Raw genomic sequence first — 13961 nt, forward strand, 5'->3', positions numbered from 1 at the left:
GGGAGGGCCACTTGCATGAAGTGCCCGTTTTGCGGCCATCTCGAAACGCAGGTGGTGGAAACCCGCGTCTCCGAAGACGCGGACTTCATCCGCCGCAGGCGCCAGTGCGGGCACTGCGAAAAGCGCTTCACCACGTACGAGCGGCCAGAAGTGAGCTTCCCGGCCGTCGTCAAGAAGGACGGCCGGCGCGTCGACTACGTGCCAGCCAAGCTGCGCGCCTCGTTTGCACTTGCGCTGCGCAAGCGCCCGGTCAGCACCGAGCAGGTCGACGCAGCCATTGAGCGCATCGAAGAGAAGCTGCTGAACCTGGGCGCCCGCGAGGTGCCCGCCGCCCGCCTGGGTGAAATGGTCATGCGCGAACTCAAGAAGCTCGACAAGGTCGCCTACATCCGGTTTGCGAGCGTGTACCGCAGCTTCGAAGACATCGACGAATTCCGCGCACTGGTGGACGAAGTCCGGCGCTAGCACGCCTGCTTTCGGCGCGCGTCAGATACCCCCACCCGTTTGTCGCGAGGCGCCTCGCATTCATCGGGCGCCGAGGATCGTTAGCAGCTGTAACAGGCAGACTTCGGCGATGTCCAATCTCCGCCAGTCCGCTTTCAGGTCGCTGCGACAACGCCACGCGGGCTTCACGATGATCGAGTTAATGGTGGTGGTGGCCATTGTTGCCGTCATGGCGATGATCGCAACGCCCAGCTTTCGCGCGCTGCAAGCGCGCAACGCCATACGGGCGGTTGTCAACGACTACACACTCTCGGTTTACTTTGCCAAGACTGAGGCTGTCAGGCAGAACGCGCCCGTGACGGTCTGCCCCAGCTCAAACGGTACGGCTTGCACCAACAGCGGTCTGGAGGCTGGCTGGGTAGTTTTCGTCGGTTTGCCCGACGCAGCGGCTCCTCCCATTCTCCAGGACACGCCGGGCCGCCCGCGGGTGCGAACCACGTTCACCGACAACGCACTCGCAAGCCAGGCCGTTACGTTTCTGCCCAACGGACAACCGGCGGCCACTTTTGTGGGAAACACACTGCGTGTGTGCCCTACCGAGGCCGCGTTCAACGCCATGTCCCGACAGGTCACGATGAACCGCACAGCCCGGATCACGGTGACGAACCCCAGTATCTGCAACTGACCTGCACAGGCGTATGCGTTCACACACGAAATCAAGCCCCCGTCTTCACCTGCAACGCGGTGCTTCGCTTCTCGAGGTGCTGATCACCATGCTGGTGGTGGCGGTTGGGCTGCTCGGCGCTGCCGGGCTGCAACTGGCGTCCACGCGATACCAGCAGACGTCTTCTGTACGGACCCAGGCGCTCACGCAGGCCGACTTCATCATCGAAAAGATGCGGGTCAATAACGCCACCCTGCGGTTCAACAACCTGGCGGCAGCGGCAGCGACCCCGGAAGGCGCCTACCTCGCTCCAGACGGCTATGCCGCTGCCGATCCGGAAGACGGCGCGCTTCCCGACGATCCAGCCTGTGGACTCAACGCGCAACCGGTATGCACGGCAGCGCAATCGGCGCAACGCGACCTGCGCGAGTGGCGCCAGTCGCTGGCGCGCGAGTTGCCAGGCGGGCGAGGCGCCCTCTTTGCTGTGGCCACAGGCGCGGGGGTGACAGAGCCCAACGCACGCCGTGTGGTGGTGATGTGGCGCGAGAAAGCGCAAGCCGCTACAGACAACGTGGCGGGACAAGCCGCGGTCGAAGCGACCGATGACAGCTGCCCGGCGCCCCAAGTTGCGGGCGTGCGTTGTCTCAACCTGTGGGTGACCCCATGAAACGCTATCGCTTTCCCCGCCATCAACGCGGCATGTCGTTGATTGAACTGCTGGTCAGCATCGCGATCGGTTTGGTGATCCTGACGGCCATCGGCACCGCCTACATCAACACCACCAACACCACCCGCCAGCGTGAAAACCTGGCCGAGCTGGATGACCCCGCTTACAACGTCATGCGCATGCTCAAGCACAACCTCACGCTGGCGGGCTATGTGGACATATTCGACCTGGATGCGGGCAACAGGGCTCGTGCGGCCTCGCTCTTTGTGCCGGGGAACACGACGCTGAGCAACATGTTCGTGCGCGCGACGGGTGGAACGTCACCGCCCGTGTTTGCGCCACTCAGCCAGTTTTTCCCAGGTCTTGTGCCGATCTTTGGCTGCGATGGCGCGATGGCTGGAGCCCCCAACACCATCCTGACGTCTCCGCCGCCAGCAGCACCCGCGTGCGGCGCCGCAAATGCCACTAGGCATACCCTCCAGATCGCCTACCAAGGCGTGCCGTTGAGTGCGGCCAACCTGCCCAACAGCTTGCTACCCGCCAATGCAGTCACAGGCGACGGTCTCGACTGCCTGCAACGCACACCGCCTGCTGGCCAGGTGATGGTGATCAACCGGTTTTCTGCACCCGCGCCCGCAGCGGGTGCGGTGTCGCAAATGAACTGTGAGGGCTCCGGCGCCGCCGGCGCGCAATCCATTGCTGGCGGTGTTGAAGAATTCGTGCTTCGCTACCAGCTAGCGGCACCTGGCGACCCCCTCAACCCTGCTGCAGCAGGCAGCGGGCAGCAGCGCTACGTGAACGCTGCCGCTGTATCGAACGCAGGGACGAATCCGCAGGGCTGGGCGGGCGTGACGGCAGTTGAAATCTGCATCGTGTCGGCAACCCCCACCACCAGTGGCCCTGCTGCTCCAGGCACCAACGCCTTGCAGACCACCCGCCCGACATGTACGCGCGCCGCCGATGGCGCCTTCAACGCCAATATCGCACGCGCTGCGGGCGATACCCGCTTGTGGAAGCGCTACACCTCGGTGGTGTCGTTGCGCAACACCGTGTTTGCTACCCCTTTGTGAGCACCGCATGAACAGGCCGCATCTCCAACGAGGCTTCGTGCTGGTCACCAGCCTCATTTTCCTGATCGTGCTTTCACTGCTGGGCGTCATGGCCCTGCGCGGCACACTGTTTGGCGAGCGCATGGCCGCCAACGACCGCGATCTGGCTGTGGCGCGCGAGTTCGCCGAGCTAGCCCTGCGCGATGCCGAGCGCGATGTGTTGGGCTTGCGATTCGATGGAACCACCTATTGCCGGCTTCCCAACGGCAACACCAATTGCGGCGTTGTCCGCCCCGCTGGTACACGTCCCACCAGTGCGTTGGACGCTGGCAATTTCTGGGTGGCGGCCAACCCGGTCATTGACGACATCGGGCTGGACAACGGCGGTCTCGGCGGAGACGCCAGCCTCCAGGGTCTGTATACCGCTCGCTCGGCAACCGCCTGTGGCATGCCGGTATGGAGCGGAGCCAACTGGCAGGACAACGCCAATCCCGCGCGCAGCTGTGCCGGCACGATTGCCGCAGCGGTACCGACGGTCGCCTACGGCACCTTCACAGACGCACCCTTCAATGGCCCGAATGGCACCGTGCCCCCACGCTACATCATCGAGATGTTTCGCGCCGATGATCTCAACATCACACCGACGTCAAACAAGCTCTTCTTCCGGATCACCGCTGTGGGCTTCGGTCGCACGCAAGGGTTGGCCGGGCGCACTTCAGTGACGCTGCAATCGGTTTTCTCCCCGCTTTGAATCACGCCCAGGGAACATTCACATGAACACCCCGACCTTTCGACGTCTTGCGACTGGCCTGCTGGTCACGTGGATGGCCACGGCCGCCTGGGCTTTCACCCCCAGCACGCAACCCCCCTCCACCACGGCAGTGCCTGGCAACGTGATGCTGGCCCTCTCCGTCGAATTCCCCACTGGCCTGCAGGTGTCCTACGACACCACCAACTACAACAACCTGCTGCGGTACGAAGGCTACTTTGACAACCGCAAGTGCTACACCTACAACACCACCGACGAGGTGTTTAACCCCACGAGTGCCATCACAACCACCGGCACTTGCGCGAACGCGGAGTGGAACGGCAACCTGTTGAACTGGCTGACGATGACCAACATCGACCAGTTCCGCTCGGTGATGACCGGCGGCACGCGCGACAACTTCTCGACCAAGAACGCCAGCCACCCTGGCGACACCACTGCGCGCACGGTGCTCATCCGCTCGTTCAGTGACCGCAACAGCTACAACCCCGTCAAGCGCATCCGCAATAAGACCCTATCCCGAGCGACTTGCGCAGCACCACCGCGCGGTATGTGCGCTCCGGCGGGTACGGCTCCAAATTCATTGTCTCTACGAGCAACAATTTTGCCGACCTAGGCGATACGCAGCAGCGGGCCACGTGTGCAAACACCACTCTGCCTTCCAGTGGCGTCTGCTTCAACATCCGGGTGTCGGCCTGTGTGATGTCTCCAGCACAAGGGGTGACCGGAAACACCCGCGAAGCCAACTGCCAGGCCAGATATTCCGGCGTGGCCAAGCCTGAAGGCCTGATTCAAGAATACGCAGCCACCCTGCGGTTTGGCGCGTTTGGCTACCTGAACGAAACCGGCAACCTGCGAAATGGTGGTGTGCTGCGCTCCGCCATGAAGAGCGTCGGACCGGTGGCCGCCACCAGCACGGGTGTTGTTGCAAACACCAATGTGGAATGGAATACCAGCACGGGCGTGATCCTGGCCAACCCGGATCCGGTCGACGCCACCGCCAGCAACGTCGCCAACTCCGGCCTGATGAACTACCTCAACAAGTTCGGCTACGCGGCGGGCTACAAGGGCAACGACCCCGTGAGCGAGCTGTACTACGCAGCACAGCGTTACATGCGCGGCTACGCACCCCCCAATGAGTACGTCAACAACCTGACAGATGCCGGCAAAGACGGGTTCCCGGTCATCACAGGGGCGGCGCACCAACGTGGCGGTGCGCGAGATCCGATGATCAACACCTGCCAGCGCAACTTCATGCTGGGCATTGGCGACATCTACACCCACGAGGATGGCCAACTTCCGGGGCGTCTGCTCGGGCCAGCTGATCCTGACAACCTGAATGTCGACACGCTCTGGAACCGTTTGACAGGTCAGGAAGGCTCGACATCCTGGACAGGTGGCGCCAGCGGCGGCACGCCCTACATTGCAGCACTGGCCCATTGGGCCAACACCAACGACATTCGCAGCGACTTGTCGGGCAATCAAACCATGTCCACCTATTGGGTGGACGTTCTTGAGAATGGCAACGGTGTGGGAGGCATGCCGGCTGCAGGGACGTTGCGCACGCAGTACTGGCTGGCAGCCAAATACGGCGGCTTTGATACCACTATGGCGCCCGGCGACAACCCCAATGTCCGCCTGACGGCCACGGATCCACTGGCCTGGGACATCAACGGAGACGGTGTGCCCGACAACTGGTTTGCTGGCAGCACGCCCACCCTGTTGAGGTCCAGCCTGTCGGCTGCCTTCAGCCGGATCAACATCGTTGCTGGCGCTGCCGCTGCATCCAGCGCTGCGGTCACCTCCAACAGGCAAACCTCCAGCAGCGAGATCATCTACGCGGGCTACCAGCCCCGGGACTGGACTGGCAGTGTGCGATCGTGCTCGCCCAGCCAGACGGCGACCCAGTGCAATGCCACGCCAACGTGGGATGCGTCGCACTGGTTAGACAGCGCGACGAATTCGGTACCCGCAGCCAACAAGCTCACCCCGAGCACCCGGAAAATCATCACCTCGTACCGGGCACCAACCACGCCGTTCGCGTTTTCGACGATGCGGTTTCAATGGGACAGCCTGAACTCGGCACAACAAGCGACGCTCAACGCAGACGGCAACGGTGCGGCGCGGCTCGAATTCGTTCGCGGAAGTCGGGCCAACGAGGGCTCTCTGTTCCGCGTGCGTCCCAGCAACCTGTTGGGCGACATCGTCAACTCTGGCGTCACCTATGTCGCAGGCCCAGGCCCAGCATTGATCGGGGCGAACTTCCCGGGGCACACCGCTTACCGCAACACCACGCGCACCCGTCCAGCAGTGGTCTATGTCGGCAGCAACGACGGCATGCTGCATGCGTTCTCGGGCACTACAGGCAGAGAGCTGTTTGGCTATGTCCCGAGCACGGTGCTGAGCAAGCTGGTCGGTTTCTCCGCCTTCAACTTCCGTCATGACTACATGGTGGACGGCACCCCCATGGTGGGTGACTTCGAGAAGACCGGCTCAACCGCAGCCTCGCCCAGCTGGGGCACCCTCCTTGTGGGAGGTCTGGGTGCGGGCGGCAGAGGCTACTACGCGCTGGACATCAGCTCGCAAAGCACGTTTGCCACGGACAGCGAAACGGCCCTTGCTTCTTCGCTGCCTATCTGGGAATTCACGTCGGCCCAGGATGCCGATCTGGGCTTTACCTTCAACGAACCGTCCATCAGCCCAAGCACCGGCGCCTACCGCCAGATTGCCAAATTCGCCGACGCCACGGTCGCCACGGGCGTTTGGCGTGTAGCCGTGGGCAACGGTTATGGTTCGACGGCTGGCAATGCCGCACTTTACCTGCTGGACGCCAACACCGGAGCTGCATCTACGAAGCTGGTGGCCTACACCAACACCACAGGTACAGCTGGGGAGAATGGCCTGTCTTCACCCACCCCCGTGGACACCGACCGCGACGGATTGATGGACACCGTTTACGCCGGAGACATACGAGGTAATCTGCACAAATTCCAGTTCTCTCGGGCGTCTGGCACTGACTTCGTGCTGGCCAGGCCCGCTGAAACCGGTGGTGCCTGGCGCTATCTGGGTGTGGTGTATTCCACCACCCAACCGATCACCACGGCACCCTCTGTGGTAGCCGCGTGCCAGGGCTCGGGCTGGAACGTTCTGTTCGGCACGGGCAAACTCAACGAGGACACCGACTATGCCGACACCGCCACGCGCGGCTTCTACAACATCCTTGACAACTCACCCTCGTCGGCACTGACCGTTCCTGCAGCCAGTGTGGTCCCGATGGGCGCCTTCACTTCTGTCAATCTGGGCAGTGGTCAGGTCGGGCGCAACTGGAGCACGCCGAACTTGAACGGCGCGCGCGGCTGGAGCATGAGCTTCACCGGAGGTGAGCGTGTATTAACCAACTCCACCATTCCGCCAGACACTGGTGCGGTGCTTTTCGCCACGACACAGCCCCGGGGTGACGTCTGTACTCCGGGCAATTCAGGCTATCTGATGGCAGTCAATATCTGCTCGGGGCGCATCGGGGACCTCGTCGTCAATGGTCAGGTGGTTGGTGGCGTGGCCATCGATTCGTCAGGTGTGGTGAAGGTCAGCAACACCTACACCAACACGGACGCGAGACAGACTGTGGTGTGCAACCAGGATGGATGCAAGGGCCCTGATGCCCCTAGACTATTGGGCTCCAGTGCACCTCGCGGCCGATACAGCTGGCGTGAAATCCTGACGAAATGAACACCATGAACACCTCCCGCGTCCGCAACCGAGGCTTCACCCTGATCGAGGTCATGATCGTGGTGGCCATCATCGGTATCCTGGCCGCCATAGCGCTGCCAAGCTATACCGCCTATGTGCAACGCAGTCACCGGGCCGAGGCAAAGAACTATCTTCAGGCTGTGGCGCAGCGGTTGGAACAAAACTACTCGCTCTCGGGCCGCTACAGCGCAGCACAGGATGGCGCCGCCATCACCAACGCCTTCATCACTGCCACTGGCTTTGGGGTGGTGCCCGTGGGTGGACCTGCTCGATACAACATCACGTTTGCGCCCGCAGTGGCACCGGCCCTCAATCCTGACCAGGGCACTTTCCTGCTGCAGGCAGTGCCAGCGGGTGCCCAAGCCAACGACGTCTGCGGCACGCTGCTGCTGAACAACCAGAACATCAAGGGCGCCGGTGGCGTGCTGAACAACCGCGCGCAGCTGACGTTGGATTGCTGGGGCCGATAGTGACCGACGTTGGCGCGCGGATGTCGCGCGCAGTGGATCTGTCGCAAGCGGCGCTCACCCTATCCAACCCCAACCCCAGAGTCGGTTGCGTCATCACGACCGCAGACGGCCGGGAAATCGGCATCGGTCACACTCAACAAGCAGGCGGTCCGCACGCAGAGGTGATGGCCTTGCGCGACGCACAGGCTCGGGGCGAGTCTGTGGTGGGCGCCACGGTATGCGTCACGCTCGAACCCTGCTCGCACCACGGCCGCACCCCACCTTGCTGCGACGCGCTGATTGCGGCTCGGGTCGCGAAGGTGGTCGTGGCCACGGGAGACCCCAACCCCAAGGTAGCGGGCCGTGGTCTGGATCGACTGCGCGCGGCAGGCATTGAGGTGGTGCTGCTCCCCGCAGATCACCCGACGGCTCACGCAGCACGAGAGCTCAACATCGGCTTCTTCAGCCGCATGATCCGACGGACCCCCTGGGTACGCATGAAGGTGGCTGCGTCGCTGGATGGCGTGACCGCGCTGAACAATGGCGTGAGCCAATGGATCACGGGCGAGGCGGCTCGCGCCGACGGACACGCTTGGCGCGCGCGGGCCTGTGCGGTGCTCACGGGTATCGGCACCGTGCTCGAGGACAACCCGTCCCTTGATGTTCGCCTGGTGGACGCGCCACGCCAGCCTCATCTGGTGGTGATCGACAGTCGCCTGCAAACACCCACGCACGCTCGACTTTTCACAACGCCCGCCAATGGCATTTCGCGCCAGATATGGATTTATCACGCCGAGCGCAACGCCAGCAAGGAAGCCGCTCTGCGCGAAGCAGGCGCCACGTTGATCCACATGCCCGGCGCCAACGACAAGGTGGACCTGCCGAATGTGATGTCCGACCTGGCAAGGCGCGAAGTCAATGAGCTGCATGTCGAAGCGGGCCACAAGCTCAACGGCTCGTTGCTGCGCGAAGGCCTCGTGGACGAGTTGTTGATGTACCAGGCACCCCAGCTGCTCGGTCAAGGTGCCGGGCTGACCAACATCGGACCGCTACAACGGCTGGAAGACGGCCCCATGCTGCGGTATGCGTCCGTCGGCCATGTGGGGCTCGATCTGCGAATCGTCGCGCGTGTGCAGGGTCACGACGAGTTCCTGCATGCGCCGGCCACGTAACAGGGCATACGGGAAAAACCAAAAGCCAAAGCTGCGTCAATACCGCCAAGGGTGTAGGAAAGCCGCCTATCCCGGTTTGAAAAACGCTCGTCAGATAAATCTTTAGTGCTCATTTTTGTCGCTAGAGTGCCGGCATGCAAAAGGCCAAGGCCACCTCTGGCGAACACAAACGCAGCGCTCGCGGCTTCTCGTTGATCGAGTTGATGGTTGCGGTCGCGCTGCTGGCCGTGCTGGCATCCCTCGCCGCCCCGTCGTTCGCCAACATCACGCGCCAGTTCCGGGTCGGCACCGTCACCGACGAACTGATGCCCGTTGAGACAGGGCAACTGGTCTGCTTCTCCACGGCCACACGAACGCGCAGGGTCCGTAACGCCACCCAATGCGGGCCGGAACCATGACGCGCGAACGTCCATCACGGCAACAAGGCGTCGGCCTGATCGAGACCCTCGTCGCGATGCTGGTGTTGGCATTGGGTGTTCTGGGCATGGCAGCCATTCAGGTCCGCACCTTGACCAGCACACGCGTCACCCAACTGCGCGCAGAGGCTGTGCGTGCCACGGATGACCTGCTCGATCGCATCCAGACGAACGCAGCCATCCGGAATGCGCCTCCCATCGTTAACCCCTACATCACGACGTGGGGCGAAGCGCCAGAACCGGAGATGGATTGCGCACTCGTCCCTTGCGATGGCACGCAACTCGCGGCGTTTGATCTCGCACAGTGGAAGGCAGGCCTGGCCATGGCATTGCCGTCGGGCGACGCAAGGGTGTTTGCCTCGGACACCGACCCGAACCAACTTGGCATTCTGATTGCGTGGACTGAAGCTGCCGCCAAGAACGAAAGCACCGCGGGGCAAAACGAACGTGCGCTGTTTTCGCAGGCCGTCGCCGTGCAGGACGCATTGGGGCAGGCGGGAACGGGTCTGGCCAACATCGCGTGCCCCGCGCAGCAGACCTGTCATCTGACCTTCATCCGTCCCTGATCGCCATGGCACTGCCTCTTGCACACCGTCACATCCAGATCAACGCGCAGTCTGGCACCAGCCTTGTCGAGCTGATGGTCAGCCTGGTGATCGGTCTGCTGGTGGTTCTGGTGGCAATCGGCACACTCGCCTCCACCCGCACAGCCTCGCGGGCGGTGGGCGACAGCACACGCTTGCAGCAAGACGCCACGACAGTCTTCCGCATCATGGGCAGATCAGCGCGTCAGGCCGGCGCATGGCGCTTGATCGATACAGCCACCGGTAGCGGTCGCGTGGTGTTCAACACGGCTTACACGGGCATTGCCGACAATCCGACACCGTGGCAACCCATCTGGATCATGGGCACAGACGGCGAAGGAACCGCTCCCGACACATTGACCATCCACCGGGACAGCCAGGCACAAGTGGCCGATAGCGTGGATTGCATCGGTGAGGCCAGCACCGATTTGAACGGGGTGCGAGACACCTTCAGTGTCGACAACGGGATGCTGCGGTGCGACGGCTCTGGCCCTACACAAGGTGCCCTGGCACTCATAAGCGGCGTTGAAGATCTTCAAGTGTGGTACGGCCTGCGACAAGGAGGGGGATTGCGCTACGTGACAGCGAGCGAGCTGGCCGTGCTGACGCCTGCACGTTGGAACCAGGTGGAGAGCGTGCGCATCTGCTTGCGACTCGTTGGAGAACTTACCGACAACCCGGGCGCTGCGACAACAGGCTGCCAGGCCGAGCCGATCGCAAACGACGGACGCCTGCGCAGGGTGTTTTTTCGTGTCTTCAAGCTGCGAAACGTCGACGCATGACAAACCTCCCGATGCATCTCCCCCGGCATCAAAAGGGGATATCGCTCATCACCGTGATGGTGATGCTTCTGCTTTCAACCTTGATCGTGCTCTCCGCCACCCGGCTGGGGTGGCTCCATGAGAAGCTGGTGGGCAGCGAAAGTGACCACCAGCGCGCATTCGCAGCCGCCGAGGCGCTCAACCTCCGCGAGATCGGACGTTTGGCAATACCGACTCCACCATGAACACGGCGGACACCTCTCGCCATGAAGAGGAAAGTGACGAATACGCGCGCGTCTACACACCGGACGACAACCACAACCTGATCTCGCTGCGCGGGAACGGCCCGACAAGTCAAACGCTCATCACCACCAAGGTGCCAGGGAAGCGAGCCGACTGGCTGGAAATCCAATGAGAAGCCAGCACTTGCAATGGAGGGGCCATCGCCCCAAGCGCCTCAGCCACCAAGAGGGCTTCACCCTCATCGAACTCATGATCACGGTTGCCGTGGTCGCCATCCTCGCCGCCATCGCGCTGCCCAGCTACACCCAATACGTTCAGCGCAGCCATCGCGCGAACGCGCGGGCCGCACTGCTGCAAACCGCTCAATGGCTTGAACGCGCCGCCACCGCGCAGGGCAGCTACCCGGCCGCTGCGGCAATCCCAGCGGGGGTAATGGCGGTGGAAGGTGGGCGCTACAACGTGGCCGTCAGCGCGATCAACGCCGCCACCTTTGTGCTGCAGGCAGCGCCCAATGCTGCACAAAGCGCCGATCCCTGCGGGACTTTTCAGCTGAACGAAGCCGGTGTGAGGACGCAGGTTGCCACCGAAACCGTGGCGGCGCCCTTGCCTGCCCAGGAGTGCTGGAACCGCTAAAAGGCGCCCTATTCCCGGGTTATCCAGGGCCGGATCGCGTTAGCGGGTTGGGCGTTTTGCAAACCCTGCGAAAATACGCCGATGTTTACCGGCATCATCACCGGCGTGGGGCGCATCGCCGCCCTCCACGACCTGGGCAGCTCTTTGGACCACGGCAAGCGACTCACCCTTGAGGCGCCGCCGGGCTACCTCGACGACGTGGGCTTGGGCGACAGCATCGCCCTCAATGGCGCCTGCATGACCGTCACTTCGCTGGATCTGCCCCAGCAACGCTTCACCATCGATATTTCCGCAGAGTCGCTGCACCGCACAACCGGCCTTGCGCAGGCGGGCGGGCGCGTCAACCTGGAGAAAGCCCTTCGCGCCCACGACCGCCTGGGCGGGCACATCGTCTCGGGCCACGTGGATGGCATCGGGGCTGTGACCCGCTTCGCACAGGTGGGCGAAAGCTGGGAACTGCGGGTGAACGCGCCGCCTGAGCTCGGCAAATACCTGGCCTACAAAGGCTCGATCACAGTGAACGGCGTGAGCCTCACGGTCAACCAGATCGTGGACACCGCCCAGGGCTGCGAGTTCAGCATCAACCTCATCCCCCACACCGTTGAGAACACCGCGCTGGGCGAACTCGCCGCTGGCAGCACGGTGAATCTCGAAATCGACACCGTCGCGCGCTACGTCGAGCGCATGCTCAGCGCCGGCCAACTCACACCCAAGGACTCCGCATGAATGCCCGTGAAATCCCCACCCCGGTGACCATCTCGCCCGTTGAAGACATCGTGGCCGACATGCGCGCCGGGCGCATCGTGATCCTGGTCGACGAGGAAGACCGCGAGAACGAGGGCGACCTGGTGCTGGCCGCCGACCACGTCACCCCGGAAGCCATCAATTTCATGGCGCGTTTTGGTCGCGGCCTGATCTGCCTCACGCTCACTCGCGAACGCTGCGAGCGACTGCGTCTGCCGCCCATGGTGCCGCGCAACGGCACCAAGATGGGCACGGCATTCACCATCTCCATCGAAGCAGCTGAAGGTGTGACCACGGGCATTTCGGCAGCCGACCGCGCACGCACGGTGCAGGTGGCCGTGGCGCCCAACGCCCAGGCCAGCGATCTGGTGCAGCCGGGGCACATTTTTCCGTTGCAGGCGGTCGAAGGCGGCGTGCTGATGCGCGCCGGGCACACCGAGGCGGGCTGCGATCTTGCGGCCATGGCCGGCTGCAGCCCCGCTTCCGTCATCTGCGAAATCATGAAAGACGACGGCACCATGGCGCGTCTGCCGGATTTGCAGGTGTTCGCGGCCGAACACGGCTTGAAGATCGGCACCATTGCCGACCTGATCGAGCACCGCAGCCGCAACGAGTGTCTGGTGAAGAAGCTCGGCACGCGCAGCCTGCAGACCGCGTTCGGCGAATTCCAGGCGACCGCGTTCAGCGATGCGCCCAGCGGTGCCTTGCACCTGGCCCTCGTCAAAGGCCAGTGGGGCCCGGAGGACAGCGTGGCCGTGCGGGTGCACGAGCCGCTGTCGGTGCTCGATGCGCTGGAGGTCGGCCGCTCCATGCATTCGTGGAGCCTGGAGGCCAGCCTGCGCCACATCGCGCAGGCCGGTGCCGGTGTCGCTGTGTTGTTGAACTGCGGCGAAACCGCTGCCCAGCTGCTCGCCCAGTTCGAAGGCACGGCGCGCTCCGCGCAGGCGCCCGAGCGTGGCCGCATGGACCTGCGCACCTACGGCGTGGGCGCACAGATCCTGCGCGACTGCGGCGTGCACCGCATGCAGCTCATGGGCAATCCGCGCCGCATGCCCAGCATGACGGGCTACGGCCTCGAAATCACGGGATACCTCGGTCGCAACGACTGAGCCACCCTCTTCCCTTCAATTCCCTTCAGAAACGGATTTCCTCATGTTCGGCGCAGACAAAGGCACCCCCGGTGTGCTCGATGGCAAGAAATTCAGCATCGGCATCGTGCAGGCCCGCTTCAATGAAGCCATCACCAACGCCCTGTTCGACGCCTGCCTGGCCGAGTTGCTCGCGCTGGGTGTGCAAGAAAAAAACATCGCCCATGTGAAAGTGCCTGGCGCACTGGAAGTGCCGGTGGCCCTGCAGGCCATGGCCGAGCGCGACGACTTTGACGCACTGATCGCCCTGGGCTGCATCATCCGCGGCGAGACCTACCACTTCGAACTGGTGGCCAACGAATCCGGTGCGGGCGTCACGCGCCTGTCGCTGGACTACCAGATCCCCATTGCCAACGCCATCCTGACCACCGAAAACCTGGAGCAGGCCATGGCCCGCCAGACCGACAAGGGGCGAGACGCCGCCCGCGTCGCGGTGGAGATGGCCCATCTGCTCCAAGAGATTGGCTGACC

18 protein-coding genes are annotated in these 13961 nt (G+C 63.4%); all 18 read left to right on the forward strand.

All coding sequences use genetic code 11. The features are described 5' to 3' along the window. Positions 1-15 precede the first annotated feature (15 nt). The 18 genes from nrdR (at position 16) to ribH (ending at position 13959) form a co-directional block, all read left to right on the forward strand. Entirely contained in the window at positions 16-465 is a 450-nt protein-coding gene (nrdR, locus tag KXJ60_RS13165; protein ID WP_291112203.1) for a transcriptional regulator NrdR, read from the forward strand. A gap of 109 nt (positions 466-574) precedes the next feature. After that, positions 575-1129 (forward strand): GspH/FimT family pseudopilin, encoded by a 555-nt coding sequence (locus KXJ60_RS13170; protein ID WP_291128249.1) that lies wholly within the window; start codon positions 575-577, stop codon positions 1127-1129. Positions 1130-1142: 13 nt separating this feature from the next. Next, a complete protein-coding gene (gene pilV, locus KXJ60_RS13175; protein WP_291128251.1) occupies positions 1143-1775 on the forward strand; it encodes a type IV pilus modification protein PilV in 633 nt (210 codons plus the stop codon). Next, positions 1772-2845, forward strand: coding sequence for a PilW family protein (locus KXJ60_RS13180; protein ID WP_291128254.1), 1074 nt, complete (start codon positions 1772-1774; stop codon positions 2843-2845). Before pilV (KXJ60_RS13175) ends, KXJ60_RS13180 begins: the two co-directional genes overlap by 4 nt. 37 nt (positions 2846-2882) lie before the next feature. Continuing rightward, entirely contained in the window at positions 2883-3575 is a 693-nt protein-coding gene (locus KXJ60_RS13185; protein WP_291128257.1) for a PilX N-terminal domain-containing pilus assembly protein, read from the forward strand. A 22-nt stretch (positions 3576-3597) separates the two neighbouring features. Further along, positions 3598-4206: a hypothetical protein gene (locus KXJ60_RS13190; RefSeq protein WP_291128260.1), complete on the forward strand. Its 609-nt coding sequence runs from the start codon at positions 3598-3600 to the stop codon at positions 4204-4206. After that, entirely contained in the window at positions 4119-7319 is a 3201-nt protein-coding gene (locus tag KXJ60_RS13195) for a PilC/PilY family type IV pilus protein (RefSeq protein WP_291128263.1), read from the forward strand. Before KXJ60_RS13190 ends, KXJ60_RS13195 begins: the two co-directional genes overlap by 88 nt. Continuing rightward, positions 7316-7810, forward strand: coding sequence for a type IV pilin protein (locus KXJ60_RS13200; protein WP_291128267.1), 495 nt, complete (start codon positions 7316-7318; stop codon positions 7808-7810). Before KXJ60_RS13195 ends, KXJ60_RS13200 begins: the two co-directional genes overlap by 4 nt. A gap of 20 nt (positions 7811-7830) precedes the next feature. After that, the gene (gene ribD, locus KXJ60_RS13205) at positions 7831-8961 is read left to right on the forward strand and encodes a bifunctional diaminohydroxyphosphoribosylaminopyrimidine deaminase/5-amino-6-(5-phosphoribosylamino)uracil reductase RibD (RefSeq protein ID WP_291128348.1); all 1131 of its coding nucleotides are present in this window, start codon (positions 7831-7833) and stop codon (positions 8959-8961) included. 134 nt (positions 8962-9095) lie between these two features. After that, the gene (locus KXJ60_RS13210; protein ID WP_291128269.1) at positions 9096-9359 is read left to right on the forward strand and encodes a prepilin-type N-terminal cleavage/methylation domain-containing protein; all 264 of its coding nucleotides are present in this window, start codon (positions 9096-9098) and stop codon (positions 9357-9359) included. Beyond that, positions 9356-9943 (forward strand): type IV pilus modification protein PilV, encoded by a 588-nt coding sequence (gene pilV / locus KXJ60_RS13215; protein WP_291128271.1) that lies wholly within the window; start codon positions 9356-9358, stop codon positions 9941-9943. Before KXJ60_RS13210 ends, pilV (KXJ60_RS13215) begins: the two co-directional genes overlap by 4 nt. A 5-nt stretch (positions 9944-9948) precedes the next feature. Continuing rightward, entirely contained in the window at positions 9949-10743 is a 795-nt protein-coding gene (locus KXJ60_RS13220; RefSeq protein WP_291128272.1) for a PilW family protein, read from the forward strand. Next, positions 10740-10967, forward strand: coding sequence for a PilX N-terminal domain-containing pilus assembly protein (locus KXJ60_RS13225; protein WP_291128274.1), 228 nt, complete (start codon positions 10740-10742; stop codon positions 10965-10967). The genes KXJ60_RS13220 and KXJ60_RS13225 overlap by 4 nt, the downstream gene beginning before the upstream one ends. Next, entirely contained in the window at positions 10964-11137 is a 174-nt protein-coding gene (locus tag KXJ60_RS13230) for a hypothetical protein (protein WP_291128276.1), read from the forward strand. The genes KXJ60_RS13225 and KXJ60_RS13230 overlap by 4 nt, the downstream gene beginning before the upstream one ends. After that, on the forward strand, positions 11134-11598 hold the full coding sequence (locus KXJ60_RS13235; RefSeq protein WP_291128279.1) for a type IV pilin protein: 465 nt from the start codon (positions 11134-11136) through the stop codon (positions 11596-11598). Before KXJ60_RS13230 ends, KXJ60_RS13235 begins: the two co-directional genes overlap by 4 nt. A gap of 81 nt (positions 11599-11679) precedes the next feature. Next, the gene (locus KXJ60_RS13240; protein ID WP_291128281.1) at positions 11680-12324 is read left to right on the forward strand and encodes a riboflavin synthase; all 645 of its coding nucleotides are present in this window, start codon (positions 11680-11682) and stop codon (positions 12322-12324) included. After that, positions 12321-13451: a bifunctional 3,4-dihydroxy-2-butanone-4-phosphate synthase/GTP cyclohydrolase II gene (gene ribBA / locus KXJ60_RS13245; RefSeq protein WP_291128284.1), complete on the forward strand. Its 1131-nt coding sequence runs from the start codon at positions 12321-12323 to the stop codon at positions 13449-13451. The genes KXJ60_RS13240 and ribBA overlap by 4 nt, the downstream gene beginning before the upstream one ends. Before the next feature lie 43 nt (positions 13452-13494). Next, a complete protein-coding gene (gene ribH / locus KXJ60_RS13250; protein WP_291128288.1) occupies positions 13495-13959 on the forward strand; it encodes a 6,7-dimethyl-8-ribityllumazine synthase in 465 nt (154 codons plus the stop codon). Positions 13960-13961 lie beyond the last annotated feature (2 nt).

It is taken from the genome of Hydrogenophaga sp. (genome assembly GCF_019264445.1).
GTDB lineage: Bacteria > Pseudomonadota > Gammaproteobacteria > Burkholderiales > Burkholderiaceae_C > Hydrogenophaga.

Bases quoted from the DNA above. Each gene is read 5' to 3' on its own strand.
- KXJ60_RS13180 (WP_291128254.1), top strand. From the start codon at position 1,772: ATGAAACGCTATCGCTTTCCCCGCCATCAACGCGGCATGTCGTTGATT.
- ribH (WP_291128288.1), top strand. From the start codon at position 13,495: ATGTTCGGCGCAGACAAAGGCACCCCCGGTGTGCTCGATGGCAAGAAA.
- KXJ60_RS13235 (WP_291128279.1), top strand. From the start codon at position 11,134: ATGAGAAGCCAGCACTTGCAATGGAGGGGCCATCGCCCCAAGCGCCTC.
- pilV (WP_291128251.1), top strand. From the start codon at position 1,143: ATGCGTTCACACACGAAATCAAGCCCCCGTCTTCACCTGCAACGCGGT.
- KXJ60_RS13210 (WP_291128269.1), top strand. From the start codon at position 9,096: ATGCAAAAGGCCAAGGCCACCTCTGGCGAACACAAACGCAGCGCTCGC.
- KXJ60_RS13230 (WP_291128276.1), top strand. From the start codon at position 10,964: ATGAACACGGCGGACACCTCTCGCCATGAAGAGGAAAGTGACGAATAC.
- KXJ60_RS13170 (WP_291128249.1), top strand. From the start codon at position 575: ATGTCCAATCTCCGCCAGTCCGCTTTCAGGTCGCTGCGACAACGCCAC.
- KXJ60_RS13225 (WP_291128274.1), top strand. From the start codon at position 10,740: ATGACAAACCTCCCGATGCATCTCCCCCGGCATCAAAAGGGGATATCG.
- KXJ60_RS13190 (WP_291128260.1), top strand. From the start codon at position 3,598: ATGAACACCCCGACCTTTCGACGTCTTGCGACTGGCCTGCTGGTCACG.
- pilV (WP_291128271.1), top strand. From the start codon at position 9,356: ATGACGCGCGAACGTCCATCACGGCAACAAGGCGTCGGCCTGATCGAG.
- ribD (WP_291128348.1), top strand. From the start codon at position 7,831: ATGTCGCGCGCAGTGGATCTGTCGCAAGCGGCGCTCACCCTATCCAAC.
- KXJ60_RS13200 (WP_291128267.1), top strand. From the start codon at position 7,316: ATGAACACCATGAACACCTCCCGCGTCCGCAACCGAGGCTTCACCCTG.
- nrdR (WP_291112203.1), top strand. From the start codon at position 16: ATGAAGTGCCCGTTTTGCGGCCATCTCGAAACGCAGGTGGTGGAAACC.
- KXJ60_RS13240 (WP_291128281.1), top strand. From the start codon at position 11,680: ATGTTTACCGGCATCATCACCGGCGTGGGGCGCATCGCCGCCCTCCAC.
- KXJ60_RS13220 (WP_291128272.1), top strand. From the start codon at position 9,949: ATGGCACTGCCTCTTGCACACCGTCACATCCAGATCAACGCGCAGTCT.
- ribBA (WP_291128284.1), top strand. From the start codon at position 12,321: ATGAATGCCCGTGAAATCCCCACCCCGGTGACCATCTCGCCCGTTGAA.